Origin of the sequence: Pedobacter jeongneungensis (assembly GCF_039538295.1) — a bacterium.
GTDB classification, from domain to species: domain Bacteria; phylum Bacteroidota; class Bacteroidia; order Sphingobacteriales; family Sphingobacteriaceae; genus Pedobacter; species Pedobacter jeongneungensis.
The window spans coordinates 164308-177724 of sequence record NZ_BAABBY010000011.1 but is presented as its reverse complement, the minus strand read 5'-3'; the positions used below and the strand labels follow the sequence as shown (position 1 = coordinate 177724).

10 protein-coding genes are annotated in these 13417 nt (G+C 39.3%); 2 read left to right on the top strand and 8 right to left on the bottom strand.

The features are described 5' to 3' along the window. Positions 1–244: 244 nt before the first annotated feature. The 6 genes from pgmB to ABD769_RS20640 all read right to left on the bottom strand — a co-directional run bounded on the left by pgmB (position 245) and on the right by ABD769_RS20640 (position 10007). Complete coding sequence (gene pgmB, locus ABD769_RS20665; protein ID WP_344853260.1) at positions 245–928, bottom strand: beta-phosphoglucomutase; 684 nt, start codon at positions 926–928, stop codon at positions 245–247. Between the two features lie 41 nt (positions 929–969). Beyond that, on the bottom strand, positions 970–2883 hold the full coding sequence (locus ABD769_RS20660; protein ID WP_344853259.1) for a glycoside hydrolase family 13 protein: 1914 nt from the start codon (positions 2881–2883) through the stop codon (positions 970–972). A 63-nt stretch (positions 2884–2946) separates the two neighbouring features. Further along, positions 2947–3963, bottom strand: coding sequence for a SusE domain-containing protein (locus ABD769_RS20655; protein ID WP_344853257.1), 1017 nt, complete (start codon positions 3961–3963; stop codon positions 2947–2949). Positions 3964–3981: 18 nt separating this feature from the next. Beyond that, positions 3982–5571 (bottom strand): RagB/SusD family nutrient uptake outer membrane protein, encoded by a 1590-nt coding sequence (locus ABD769_RS20650; protein WP_344853256.1) that lies wholly within the window; start codon positions 5569–5571, stop codon positions 3982–3984. Positions 5572–5584: 13 nt separating this feature from the next. Continuing rightward, on the bottom strand, positions 5585–8560 hold the full coding sequence (locus ABD769_RS20645; protein ID WP_344853255.1) for a SusC/RagA family TonB-linked outer membrane protein: 2976 nt from the start codon (positions 8558–8560) through the stop codon (positions 5585–5587). Positions 8561–8993: 433 nt separating this feature from the next. Next, positions 8994–10007 (bottom strand): LacI family DNA-binding transcriptional regulator, encoded by a 1014-nt coding sequence (locus tag ABD769_RS20640; RefSeq protein ID WP_344853254.1) that lies wholly within the window; start codon positions 10005–10007, stop codon positions 8994–8996. A 287-nt stretch (positions 10008–10294) separates the two neighbouring features. Here ABD769_RS20640 and ABD769_RS20635 point away from each other — a divergent pair, with 287 nt between their 5' ends. Then, positions 10295–10654, top strand: coding sequence for a response regulator (locus ABD769_RS20635; protein WP_344853253.1), 360 nt, complete (start codon positions 10295–10297; stop codon positions 10652–10654). A gap of 183 nt (positions 10655–10837) precedes the next feature. Here the strand turns inward: ABD769_RS20635 and ABD769_RS20630 are convergent, their stop codons facing one another. Continuing rightward, complete coding sequence (locus tag ABD769_RS20630; RefSeq protein WP_344853252.1) at positions 10838–11191, bottom strand: DUF6717 family protein; 354 nt, start codon at positions 11189–11191, stop codon at positions 10838–10840. Positions 11192–11224: 33 nt separating this feature from the next. After that, positions 11225–11815: a hypothetical protein gene (locus ABD769_RS20625; RefSeq protein WP_344853251.1), complete on the bottom strand. Its 591-nt coding sequence runs from the start codon at positions 11813–11815 to the stop codon at positions 11225–11227. Positions 11816–11993: 178 nt separating this feature from the next. On the opposite strand from ABD769_RS20625, the gene dinB reads away from it, so the two are divergent. Next, complete coding sequence (dinB, locus tag ABD769_RS20620) at positions 11994–13094, top strand: DNA polymerase IV (RefSeq protein WP_344853250.1); 1101 nt, start codon at positions 11994–11996, stop codon at positions 13092–13094. The last annotated feature ends 323 nt before the right edge of the window (positions 13095–13417 follow it).

Here is a 13417-nt window from a genome sequence, read left to right as displayed (position 1 = left end):
TGATTAGAAAACGGTATTTACTTAAATAATTCCGCTTTAAGGTAAGGTCGTTAGTGTTTATTCGCATAAATTATAATTAGCTATTTACAAAGCTAATTCTGTTACCGAATTACTAAACCTTTACAATCGCGAGAAGGTTTTTTAGCCGACGAAGCAATCTATCTTTAAAGCTCATCCAGTAGTAATTGATCTGAATTTCTTTCGCTTTAAGATTGCTTCGTACCTCGCAATGACGGCCAGAGGCCTATAAATTCTCTAAGTCTTTAACTGTTAATTTGTCTAATCCGCTTACTACCACATCTGCCTGGGTAAGTACGCTTTTTTCGCCGATTCCGATAGCTTTCATGCCACCTCTTTTTGCGGCTTCTACACCTGCTACGGCATCTTCAAAAACCACACATTCATTGGGTTTAAAACCTAAAAGTTCGGCTCCTTTCAAAAATACTTCGGGATCGGGTTTTGATTTGGTTACCATATTGCCATCTACAATTTCATCGAAGAAATGGGCAAGGTTTGTTTTTTCTAAAATGATGCCTGAGTTTTTACTTGCCGAACCTAAAGCCAGTTTGTAGCCGGCCTGGTGTATTTCGGTTAAAAAATCAACGGTTCCTGGCAAAACTTCTGCAGGTGTCATTTTGGTAATCATATCTACATACCAGCTATTTTTTAAGGTGGCAAGTTCTTCTTTCTCTGCATCGGTTTTTTCTACGCCGCCCCAGGCCAGAATTTTATTTAAACTTTCTACGCGGCTTACGCCTTTTAGCTGCTCATTTTGCTCTTCGGTAAAATCGAAACCCATGGTGTTGGCCAAACGCTTCCAGGCCTTGTAATGGTAAACTGCAGTATCAACCAGTACGCCGTCTAAATCGAAGAGACAGGCTTTGATGGAAGATGTTGGATGTAATATATTAGATGTGTTATCTTGCATGTTTTTATCTCTAACCGTCGACTAAAGTCGACAGCAATAAATTAATTTAGCTCCAGTACCAGCGTTGTTTTAGCGGGCACTTTAATGTTTTTAAATTCGATGTTTTCGCCGGTGATTACGTTTTTGGCGGAAGTAATTCCTGTTGTTCTTTCGGCGAAGCGATCGGTATTTAATGTTTTTTCTTTCTCTGTGTTATTTACAACAACCATTACGGTGCCTTTTGGTTCTGCATTGTAGCGGAAATAAACATAAATATCATCCTGTGGCACAAATTGCATCAATTTACCTGTTTGCAGGGCTGCGCTGTTTTTGCGGAAATTAGCAAGTGTTTTTACAAAATTGAAAGCTTCGTTTTCTTTGTTTGTGCGACCATCGGCAACGAATTTATCTTTTTTATCGCCTTCCCAGCCGCCTGGAAAATCAGAACGAATCAAGCCATCGGGATTGGAAAAGTTTTTCATGAGGATTTCTGTTCCATAATACATCTGAGGAATGCCACGCATGGTTAACAGAATGCTCATTCCCATTTTATATTTATCGAAATCTTCGTCCACCATCGAGTAAAAACGGCTCATATCGTGGTTATCCAGAAAAATGCAGTTGGTATTCGGATTTTTGTAAAGAAAATCGTGCGCCAGGGTTGCATATAAACGATTAATGCCATCAACCCAGCCATTTTTACCATTGATACCTTCGTAAATGGCATCTTTTAAAGTCGCATCGGTAATGCCCTGAAGATGGGTATCGAAACCGCGGTTAACGGTATTTCCTCCGGTAAAGAAAGCCTGATTGGCCACAGCGGTAACCAATGTTTCGCCAAAAACCGATAAATGCGGAAATTCTGCCTGAACTTTTAAAGCCCAGTCGGCCATGTAAACCGGATCATTATAGCCATAAGTGTCTAAACGTAAACCATCAATACCTGCATATTCGATCCACCAGATGTGGTTTTGGGTCAGGTAATTTTGTACATAAGGATTACGCTGATTTAAATCGGGCATTGAAGGTACAAACCAACCATCAAGCATCTGTTTGCGATCGGCAGCAGAAGCATGAATATCCATTACCGTTTGATCGCGGTAACTGGTTTGTGTATATTTTGGCCATTGGTTTAACCAGCTTTTCATCGGTAAATCTTTATAAAACCAATGCTGGGTACCAATGTGGTTGTGTACAATATCTTTAATTACTTTTAGTCCTTTAGCATGCGCTAGCTCTACATATTTTTTGTAAAGTGCATTGGTACCATAACGGGGATCTATTTTGTAGTGATTGGTTACCGCATAACCATGGTAAGAAGCATGTGGCATGTCGTTTTCTATCTCCGGGGTCATCCAAATGGTAGTAATTCCCAAATCTTTCAGGTAATCGAGGTGATTGATTACACCCTGAATGTCGCCACCATGACGGTAGTACATGCTATCGCGGTTTAATGCAGTTTCGGCTAAGCCCTGCACCACATCATTGCTTTTATCGCCATTCGAAAAACGATCTGGCATTAAAAGGTAAATAAAATCTTTGTTGGTTACACCCTGAATCCTGCCGGCGCTTTTATCGCGGTTTTTTAATTCGTAAGTGTAAGTAAATATCTTTTTTCCGTTAACGGCAAAGTTAATCGGGAATTTTCCGGCTTTGGCAGCGGGAGCAATTGTTAAATCAAGAAATAAATAATTCGGGTTTTCAACTTTGTTAACTTTTAGAAGCTTTACACCCGGATAAGTTAAGGAAACGGAACTTGAAGCAATGTTTTCACCATGGACCAGCAACTGCAGCTTAGGATTGTGCATGCCTGTAAACCAGAACATAGGTTCAATACGTTCTAATTGCTGGGCAAAAAGGTTATTGCCTGATAAAAATATAATCAGGACGGCTAAAAATGTCCTTTTTAAAAAAGAAGCGTTAGTTTGAGCATTTAATGGCAACTGAAAAATTGAAAAGGTATGAGATCTGTTCATGCTAAAACTTTAAAGATTTAAAAAAAGCCCTGCAGTATGCAACTGCAGGGCAGATAATAAGGATTAGTTTTTAACCATTGTAGCTTTTTTAGCAGCTACATCTAAAGTAATGGTATAAGTTCCGGGAACGGTTACAGAGATGTTATCACCGTTATTGGTTAAAGCAGATAAACTGCCACCCAGGTTAACTGTCCAATCGTGTTTAAACCTGAATTTCAATGCACCGGCAGTTAAGGTAGTTTTGATAGAATAATTATTAGATTTTCCGTCATTTACCACTTTCATATCAGTATCATTGTTCCAGCCGCCTAAGGTAGCATCTCCAATAATCGACCATTCGTTTGGTGTTGTAAAAGCGATGGTTTTGGCATTTAAATCAACAGTTACCTGTTTCACAATGGCATCCGGCGATTTTAAATTATCGCCCGCACTACTGCTGATTTTGCCTGCACCTGCATCGCCATAGGCAACATCCCATTTTTTGGCAGGTGTAATTTTAAACTCCAGGTTTCCGGCGGTATAAGCAATCATACCCGTATAAACACCATTGCTTGATAAAGAAATTAAACTATCGGCAGTTGTTGGATCCCAGCCCTGGTAAGCACCCGGAACGTAAATCCATGCTGAAGCCAGATAAGGCGTTGCATTTAACGTAATTACGTTTGAATAAGTTAAATCGTTTACGGCAGCGCCTGATTTTAACCTTACTTCTAACTGGGCAGCAACGCCAACTTTGCCACCCAAAGCCAAAATCATATTGTTGATTTCGGTTACGGTTGGTGCATAAGTTTTAGTGGTAACCACCACCTCTTTTGGAGCGGCAAAGTTAGTACCCTTTAAATCAAACTGCAGTGTTGAGGTTACCGGCACTACATAACCTGATGATGTGGCCAGCGGATAACTTAATGTTAACGCCGGTTGCGCGCCATTTGACTGTACCAAACTCAATGTGGTAGCAGATGCGGTTAGTGTACCGGCTGCGCCAACAACTGAAACCGTTTGGGTTTCGTCTTTTTTACACGACCAAAGCGATAGTGCTACAAAGCAAAAGGCCAGGGATTTGAAAAATATTGATTTCATCTCTTATAAATATTAAGATTAATAACCTGTGTTTTGAACCAGATTCGGATTGGCAATTAAATCTGCCGCCGGAATCGGATAAATGTTGCGGTAAGCTGGAATAGAAGTTCCGGCTTTAACCCCACCTTTAAATGGCCATAAGTAAGTGCCACCGGTAAATTTACCAAAGCGCACTAAATCGGTACGGCGGTGACCTTCCCAATATAATTCGCGGCCGCGCTCATCGAGATAAAAATCTACTGTTAATGTTGCCGGAACCACATTACCTGATGTATTGCCATAAGCACGTTGGCGCAATGCATTAACATATTCTAGCGCTTTCCCTGCATCGCCACCTGAACCACCACGGGCAACTGCTTCTCCGTAAATCAGATATTGCTCAGCCAAACGGAAAATAGCAAAATCCAAAGAGCTGAATGTTCCGTTTAATGAAGGAGGTATAGTACTGGTACCAATGATGTTTTTAAATTTTGTAACACGTAATCCATCTGTAAAAACGCCAATTTCATCAACCGTATTTTTAGCACCAAAGAAAACACCACGTTTATCTAAAGTTCCGTTTGCATCAGGAAATAATGCAGGCAAATTCTGACGGGTTCTGTTACCGCCCCAACCACCACTTGGCACACCATAAGATGCAGTACCCATATCAGCGTTAATCCCAGCATTAATCAGGAATGTAGTACCTCCGTAATTGGTACCGGTTACCCCATCATAGTTAATGGTTAAGATGTTTTCGGTATTGTTGATGTTGTTATCTGCTTTAAAAAGATCCATATAACTGGCTTTTAAGCTATAACCGGCAGCAATAACCTTGCTCGAGTAAGTAATGGCTTCTGTATATTTTGCAGTTCCGGTGTACACCTGTGCATTTAAATATAACCTTGCCAGTAAAGCCCAGTCGGCACCTTTATCTGCACGGCCATATTCGTTGCTGCGCGCACTGGCTAAATCACCTTCAATTGCTTTCAATTCTGATTCGATATAAGTAAAAAGGGCAGCCCTTTGGATCTGTTTTGGGGCAACTTTACCAATTTCATCGTTTTCGGTAACAAAAGGCGGATTACCAAAGGCATCTAAAAGCACCCAATATTGGTAAGCGCGTAAGAAACGGGCTTCAGTACGGTAACGGGTAATATCTGCAGCATCGGTACCTGTAATGTTGCGCGAAGCTAATTTCTCTGGCGTACTTTCGCGAAGAAATTCATTACAAACCGTAATCTGTAAAATACTTCTCGAATATAATCCCCTTAAAAACTGGTTATCTACACTTGGTGTGCTGTAATCCAGTTCCGGAATACCGGTATCACCCCATGCACAAATGGCCTCATCGGTTACCAGCTCCTGCGAAGTCCAGAATAAACGAAGGAAATCTGCAAAACCTGAGTTTAGTCCGCCAATATCGCTGTTATCCGATCCGGTAGAACTGGTTAGTGCATAAGCCGCATATAGTTTAACCAAACCTTGTTTGTAACCTGCCGGAGTAGCATAAACGGTTGCCGAAGTCACATCGTTAGTTGGCAATACGTTTAAATCATCTTTTTTACATGAATTTAATGACAACAATAAAACACCTGATGTCAATATTATTTTAAATGAGTTTTTCATTTTTATCTCCTTATTAAAAACCAACATTAAAACCTAAAGTGTACGTACGCGGACGTGGATACAGGTTATAATCAATACCACCGCTCAACTCAGGATCTATACCATTGTATTTGGTTACGGTAAAAACATTCTGGCAGTTTGCCGATATCCTTAACGATGCAGTTCCGGTTTTAGATAATTTGCCGGCGTTGTAAGAAATACCCGCATTATCCATTTTCAGAAATGAAGCGTTTTTGATATAATAATCGCTTAAGAACTGGTTGTTCTGGAAATTGGTTGCCAGAAAATCTGTAGATGCATTGTTGATTACACCTGCCGGACTTAAGATATTCGCCCTTACACCAAAGTTTGAAGAAACGTTGTCGTATATGTAATTGCCGAAGTTTGCCCTAAGTGAAGTGGTAAAACTCCATTTTTTGTACGAGAAAGAAGTATTGAAACCCAGGGTAATGTTCGGATCCGGTGATTTATAAAAATACTGATCGCTGGTATTGATTACCCCATCTTTATTTAAATCCTCATAAACACCTTCTAATGGTTTTCCATCGGCATTATAAACTTGTTTGTACACAAAGAAAGATCCGGGAATCTGGTTAACCGCATTGTATTTTAAGGTTACACCGGTACCACCTGTAATATCGCCCGCACCCACTTTCGAAGCCGGATCAGGATTTAAGGTTAAATTGGTTACTTTTCTTTTGTTGTAAGCCACGTTTACACCAAAATCCCAGCTGGTATTTTCGGTTTTAATTGCCGAGAAGTTTAAACTTCCCTCAACACCCTTAACATCCATATTACCCACGTTTGTAGTTAATTCGTTGTTAAAGTTTGTACCTACCGGAATATTGATTTTACTTAATAAATCAGATGTTTTTTTGTAATATACATCGATACTTCCATATAAACGGCCTTTCATAAAACCGTAGTCCAAACCTGCATTATAGGTAGTGGTGGTTTCCCATTTCAAATCAGGATCGTATGCTGCCGGAGTATAATAGTTATAAAAAGTATTGCCGATCTGGTATTGGCCGGTATTGCTGTTGGCATAATATTTTGATAAGTAATCGTAATAACCGATACCATCTTTATTACCTGTTTGACCGTAACTTAAGCGGAGTTTTAAATCAGATACCGAAGTGCTGTTTTTCAGGAAATTCTCGTTAGAAATTCTCCAGGTAAAAGCAGCTGAAGGAAAATAGCCCCAACGGTTTTTCTCTGCGAATTTAGAAGAAGCATCAGCCCTTAAAGTTCCCGATAAAATATATTTATCGGCTAAAGTGTAAATAAACCTTCCGTAGTAAGAGAGCAATTTATCGCGATCGGTAGAGAAAGGAAAAACAGGAGTTACCAAAGCCTCTCCGGTTCCTTTGTAAGAAGTAAAGTTGAAACCGGTTTTGGAGTTATCGTAATACCCGTAACCTGCGGTTACATCAAAACGGCTTTTAATACTTTCTACCGTATGTGCATAGTTTAAGTAAAACTCAGAAAGTTTGTTGGTTTCTGTATTCAAAGAGTGGGTGTATGATCCCAAAGTTGAAATGCTCTGTGCGGCAAAAACCGGAATACGAACCTCACCATAACCTTTAGACAGATCGTAACCTAAGTTTAAATTGGCGTGCAATTCTGGTAAAAAATGGAAAGAGTAATCGAAACGTGCATTACCAAAACTTCTTTCGGCATTACCGTTATTATCGTTTAACCTGATTAAACCAACCGGGTTGCGCGGTGCATTAGGATTTACAGAGCCATCGCTTCTTAACCATTCGTAATAGTTACCAAAATTGTTATTTGCATTAACCGATTGTGTAGGATCGAACTGGATGGCAGCCCCAACAGCGCCAGAGTTAGCAAAATGCGACTGGGTTAATGCACCTTTTAAGTTTAAATCAATTTTTAAATGATCCTGGAATAATTTTGGCGAAATACTGATTGCACCCGTACCACGCGAAAAATGATCGGTAATTAAAAGCCCCTGCTGATCTAAATAACCAGCAGAAACACGGTAAGGAACACCTTTAAAAGAACCTGCAATGCTTAAACTGTTATCGGTAGAAAAGGCATTCTGATAAATTTCATCCTGCCAATCGGTATTAGAATTGCCCAGTAAAGCTGTAAATTTCTTGCCATCATCGTAACTTGCATTCGGGTTTGCATTTACAAAATCGCGGATCTGACCTGATGACAGGATATCAACCTTTTTAGCTACTGTAGCGATAGAGTTATTGGTGCTGAAATTAAACACCGGCGCACCTGATGCACCTTTTTTGGTGGTAATTAAAATTACCCCGTTTGATGCCCTCGAACCATAAATGGCTGTTGCATTGGCATCTTTTAAAACGGTAAAGGTTTCAATATCGTTCGGGTTAACCAATGATAAGGGACTTGGTGCGTTACCAATAGAGTTACCACTGAAAGGAACCCCGTCAATTACAATAAGCGGATCGTTACTGGCATTAAGTGAAGCACCGCCACGGATACGGATGGTACTCCCCACCCCTGGCTGACCGCTGTTTGAAATAATGTTCACACCTGCAACTTTACCCTGAATCAGTTGCTCAGGTGTAGTAATGGTACCTTTCTGGAAATCTTTCGAATTTACCGTAGTGATAGATCCCGTCAGGTTTTTCTTTTCTGCCGTACCGTAACCAATTACCACCACCTCATTCAGTTTTTGTGCATCGGGCACCAACTGGAAATTTACGGTAGCATTTGCCGAAACGCTAACAGTTTTATCAAGGGTTTGATAACCGATAAAACTTGCCGATAAGGTAACCGAACCGTTCGATAAACCTGCAAGTTTAAAACTACCGTTGCCATCTGTTGATGTACTTCTGGTTGTACCTTTTACAATTACAGAAGCACCGGGCAATGGCAGGCCGGTTTCGTCAAGCACTCTACCAGATACTGATCCGGTTTGTGCTTTTACCATTAATGCTGAAAAAACCAACAGCACCAAAAGCCCCTGTTTTAACAGGTAAAATACTCTCATATTTGAAGCTCGTTTAAGTATAAAAATTTGGTTAAATATTATAGTGATTTACACATAGGCCTAATTTACAGCTGTTAATGAGATTTCAAAATTTATTTAATAAATATATTTCGGAGCTAAACCAGCGCTTAAAATTCGGGTTAAAAATCAGCTTTTAGACGAGTCTAAAAAATCATATTAAATAATTGTTAATTATTTAATTAATTGATTTACAAATAATTATAAATGTTAAATTTCAATTTAAAGTGTAAATTTTACACTAAGCTATTTTCGAGGTATTTTTCGGGAACGTTCCCGAAGAAATCAGATCAAAATTTCGTCATCTTTCGGGAACGTTCCCGAAAATCGGTCAGAATTCTGCGTATTTTACACTAAGTGAAGAATTTTTTTGAAAAATTACAGGTTAAAAAACAGGGATTTTTTGAGTCGGTTTTTATCCTTTTCCGGTCGAATTCCGTTTGATTATTGCGGACTCCAAAACCACCTCTTTCGATTGGTTTTTATCGGCATTATCATCCAGAATAGTGAACAATAATTTTGCGGCCTGCTCGCCTATTTCGGTAGCGGGCTGGGTAATGGTAGTGAGTGATGGATTTAATAAGGGAGCAATTTCCAGACTGGAGAAACTAATCACTTTTAAATCGTCAGGGATGCTGATATTCAGATCGTAACAGGCATAGTATGTGGCAAAAGCCAAACGCTCTACCGAAGTAAAAACACCATCGGGTTTTAGCTGTGTTAACGCTTCTTTAATAATGATGCTGTTTTCTTCGTAACTGTTGCTGCAATCTAAAATCAGGTTTTCTTCAAAAGGCAACCCGTGTTTGGCAAGGGCATCGATATAGCCCTGCATACGCGTTTTACCGATAGATAAACTTTTATTTACCACTAAATAGGCGATTCTTTTGCAACCCTGCTCAATTAAATGTTCTGTTGCCAGAAAACTGCTGTTATAATCGTTGGTAATTACCCTTGGGGTTTCAATGTCTTCGTAAATACGATCGAAAAATACCAGCGGTAACCGCTTTGCCCCAAATTTATTCAGGTAATTATGGTCGTTAGCCTCACCTGAAACCGACATGATAATCCCATCTGCCCTCCCGTTATGCAAATGGCGGATAAAAGTAACTTCTTTCTGGTAATCATCATCAGTTACATAAATGAGGATATGGTAACCGTTTTCCCTCGCCACACGCTCAATGCCGTGAATGGCCTGCGAAAAATAATTATTGGCAAGTTCGGGTACAATTACGGCGATGGTTTTACTTTTTTGCTCCCGTAAATTACTGGCGTAATGGTTGGGTTGATAGTTTAATTCTTTCGCCTTGGCCAGTATAAGCGCCTTGGTAGCGCCACTAATGTCGCTATTATCCCTAAAAGCCCTCGAAATTGTAGAAGTAGATAGATTTAAAGCTTCTGCTAACTTCTTAATATTGATACTATCCATTTTTGGCGACTCAAGCTAATTCGATTTGAATTAACGCTGTAAATATAAAATATTAATGCGCGAATATCTGCTATGTAAAATAAATTATCGGTTAATTCACTATCGCGGGAATAAAATAGCTGCACTTTGCCAATTGACATTAATCAATATTTGATGTAAAATTCTTTAAATAAATATTCGTTTTTTTAAAACAAAAAGCATCTTTACGGCATTAATCATTATACGCTGTCAATTATCTTCTCATTTACCTGTTGCGAAACAAAACTATATGGAAATAAAATTACAAAATGGGAAATAAGAAAATACTCATTGCAGACGACGACGAGGGCATTGTTGATGCTGTAACGATGATTTTGGAGGTAATGGGTTATGAGGTTGAATATACCTATGATGGCGGAGCAGTAATTGATGCGGTTAAAAACAGACCTGATTTGATTCTGCTTGATATCTGGATGAGTGGTTATGACGGGAGGGATATCTGCAAACAGCTAAAAAATGATCCTGAGTTTAAGGAAATTCCCATTTTAATGATTTCTGCAAGCAGGGATATCAGGCAATCGGCACTTGATGCCGGTGCAAACGATTTTATGGAAAAACCATTTGAGATGGATTCGTTATTAAATAAGGTAGAAGTTTTATTAGATTAAACCCTTATTATCATCGAGACGTCACCCTGATCCGATAAATATCGGATTTATTTCAGGGATTAAGATTGCGTTAAGCTTAGTCTTGACTAATAAGAATTAGCTCCAAAAAGATCCTGAATCAAGTTCAGGATGACGATCGCAGAGGAAACCCGGCAGCAATCTTATCTGTATAAACGCTGCTAATCATTCAACTTCCTTAAAATAAATCCGTTCAGGCAGCTGTTTAAAAACAAATTCGGTAACGTTACAGAGCCAAAGTTTATGGTTTTTAAATTCGCCCCTAAAGCTTTCCAACATATAATCTCCACCTCCGCCCAGATTTTCTTCACGTACGTAAACCAGGTTTAAAATTTCGGCATTTTCGATCTGTTCATCTGCCATCAGCAATTTACATTCGCTTTCATTTGCCGAAATCCAGTTTAATAGTTCATCAGCACCTTCTACCATTTGTAAATCTTCAATAGATCCGCTCCATTCGGGTATATCGGCGTACCATTCGTGTTTAGCATTTTTATAAAAGCGGATTACTCTTTCCATATTTTGTAAAGAAAAGTAAAAATTATTCTAAAATTAATTCGCAGATTTATATTGAACAGTACATGAAAGGCTATCCACAAAATTATCCAATGGCTGTAGATTAGCTAGTTTTTTAACCATAAATATGCTATCAACAGCTTTACCTGCCACTATCTTAATGTGTTTTTCACAAACAGCGTCGGCAGTCCAAAGTTTGAGGGTTATTGGTTTTCCCTTTAACCGGTAATAGGTTTTTCCCTCGTTAATTTCTTTTAAAGGGGACATTACAGCTTTATTTTCATCCCAAAATTTTGGGAGGTTATATCTGCTTTTAACGGTAAGGTAAGCGTTACGGTCAAGATCAAACCCAAATACCTTTGATGCATTAATCCGTTCGTTATAATCCCCCAGGATAATATCTTTTAGGGTACCAGGTTCTGATGGGTACAAGGCAATATAATAGTCGGTAAAATCACCAGAAAAGTCAGCTACAACCTTAAGTGAATTCTGCGTTTTTTTGGGGAGTTCCAATAACTCATGATAGCTGCGAACAATCATCACCTTCTTTGATACCGTATTTTTAGTTTGGGGAGAATGACCAATATTTATAAAAAGCAACGATAAACAGATGGATAATAGTTTCATAATATGATTTGTTTAAACTACTTGACACCTTTATTAAAAGGTACTGATTTTGAATTGGATATTTTTTCAGAAACTGTATTACTAATTATCTCGATAATCAATAATATTTCATTTTATGTAAAGAAAAAAATTCTATTCCAATAATACTAAAAAAAATAGCGAAATTTAGCTATTCCCGATGTCTGATGAAACTCCAATAGCTTTAAGAAAGATTATCCATATTGATATGGATGCTTTTTATGCGTCGGTAGAACAGCGTGATTTCCCTGAATACCGTGGAAAGCCACTTGTTGTGGGAGGCAAACCGGATAGTCGCGGAGTGGTATCAACCGCAAGCTATGAGGCACGTCAATATGGAATCCGTTCGGCAATGTCCTCAAGCAAAGCTTATCAGCTCTGTCCTTCGGCCATTTTTGTGTATCCGCGTTTTGATGCATACACCACGGCTTCTAAAGCCATCAGGGAAATTTTTAGCCGTTATACCGATCTGATTGAGCCTTTATCTTTAGATGAAGCTTACCTTGATGTTACTGAGGATAAACTGGGAATTGGCTCGGCCATTGATATAGCACAATCAATTAAAGACGCGATTAAAAACGAACTGAATTTAACGGCATCTGCAGGGGTATCGACCAATAAATTTGTGGCCAAGGTAGCTTCGGATATGAACAAGCCTGACGGCTTAACCTTTATTGGCCCATCGAAAATTGAAACTTTTATGGAAAAACTCCCGGTAGAGAAGTTTTTTGGTGTGGGTAAAGTTACGGCGGCCAAAATGAAGGCCATGCAGATAAATACGGGAGCGGACCTGAAAAAATTAACTGAAGAACAACTGGTTGCCCAGTTCGGAAAATCGGGAAGGTTTTATTATAAAATTGTACGCGGGATTGATGACCGGCCTGTGAGGGCCAATCGTGAGGCAAAATCGGTAGGTGCGGAAGATACGTTTGCGGAAGATACCAATGAAGATTCGGTTATGCACGACCTGCTGAAAAGGATCAGCGAAATTGTAGCCCAACGCCTGGAAAAACATCAGTTAAGTGGTAAAACGGTGACTTTAAAAATAAAATTTGCGGATTTTAAGATCATTACCCGCAGCAGGTCTTTTGCTGTACCGATTAATAAAGCGGAAGTGATTTATGCTGAAGCGATAAAACTTCTGGAGGAAGCGGATATAGGTGTAAGCCAGATCAGGTTGTTGGGGATTACTTTATCGCGGTTTTATGATGATGTTGAGATTGAAAAAACAGAAAATAACCAGCTGGAATTTGAGTTTTAGGTTTAATGGTAGGTGGAGACATGTACCAAGGCCAAAAGAAAGTCGTTATTTCGACTGGAGCGCAGCGGGACAGAGAAATTTTTGAAGTTTATTTGAAGCAATCTGACAGATTTCTCCACTGCGGTCGAAATGACGATTGATCGCAGGTCTTCATTGATTTTTACCATATAAGGTGTTTAAGGGACATATAAGCCTATAATGCTGCAGCACTAGAAAATCGTCATTTAAACTGGAGCATGCAGATCCTTCACCGGTTGCGGAATGCCTGCCCGTATAGGCGGGGAGAAATCTTTGAAGTTTATCTGAAGCATCTTATAGATTTC

Coding starts and splice junctions, on each gene's coding strand:
- pgmB (WP_344853260.1), bottom strand. CDS start 928: ATGCAAGATAACACATCTAATATATTACATCCAACATCTTCCATCAAA.
- ABD769_RS20660 (WP_344853259.1), bottom strand. CDS start 2,883: ATGAACAGATCTCATACCTTTTCAATTTTTCAGTTGCCATTAAATGCT.
- ABD769_RS20655 (WP_344853257.1), bottom strand. CDS start 3,963: ATGAAATCAATATTTTTCAAATCCCTGGCCTTTTGCTTTGTAGCACTA.
- ABD769_RS20650 (WP_344853256.1), bottom strand. CDS start 5,571: ATGAAAAACTCATTTAAAATAATATTGACATCAGGTGTTTTATTGTTG.
- ABD769_RS20645 (WP_344853255.1), bottom strand. CDS start 8,560: ATGAGAGTATTTTACCTGTTAAAACAGGGGCTTTTGGTGCTGTTGGTT.
- ABD769_RS20640 (WP_344853254.1), bottom strand. CDS start 10,007: ATGGATAGTATCAATATTAAGAAGTTAGCAGAAGCTTTAAATCTATCT.
- ABD769_RS20635 (WP_344853253.1), top strand. CDS start 10,295: ATGGGAAATAAGAAAATACTCATTGCAGACGACGACGAGGGCATTGTT.
- ABD769_RS20630 (WP_344853252.1), bottom strand. CDS start 11,191: ATGGAAAGAGTAATCCGCTTTTATAAAAATGCTAAACACGAATGGTAC.
- ABD769_RS20625 (WP_344853251.1), bottom strand. CDS start 11,815: ATGAAACTATTATCCATCTGTTTATCGTTGCTTTTTATAAATATTGGT.
- dinB (WP_344853250.1), top strand. CDS start 11,994: ATGTCTGATGAAACTCCAATAGCTTTAAGAAAGATTATCCATATTGAT.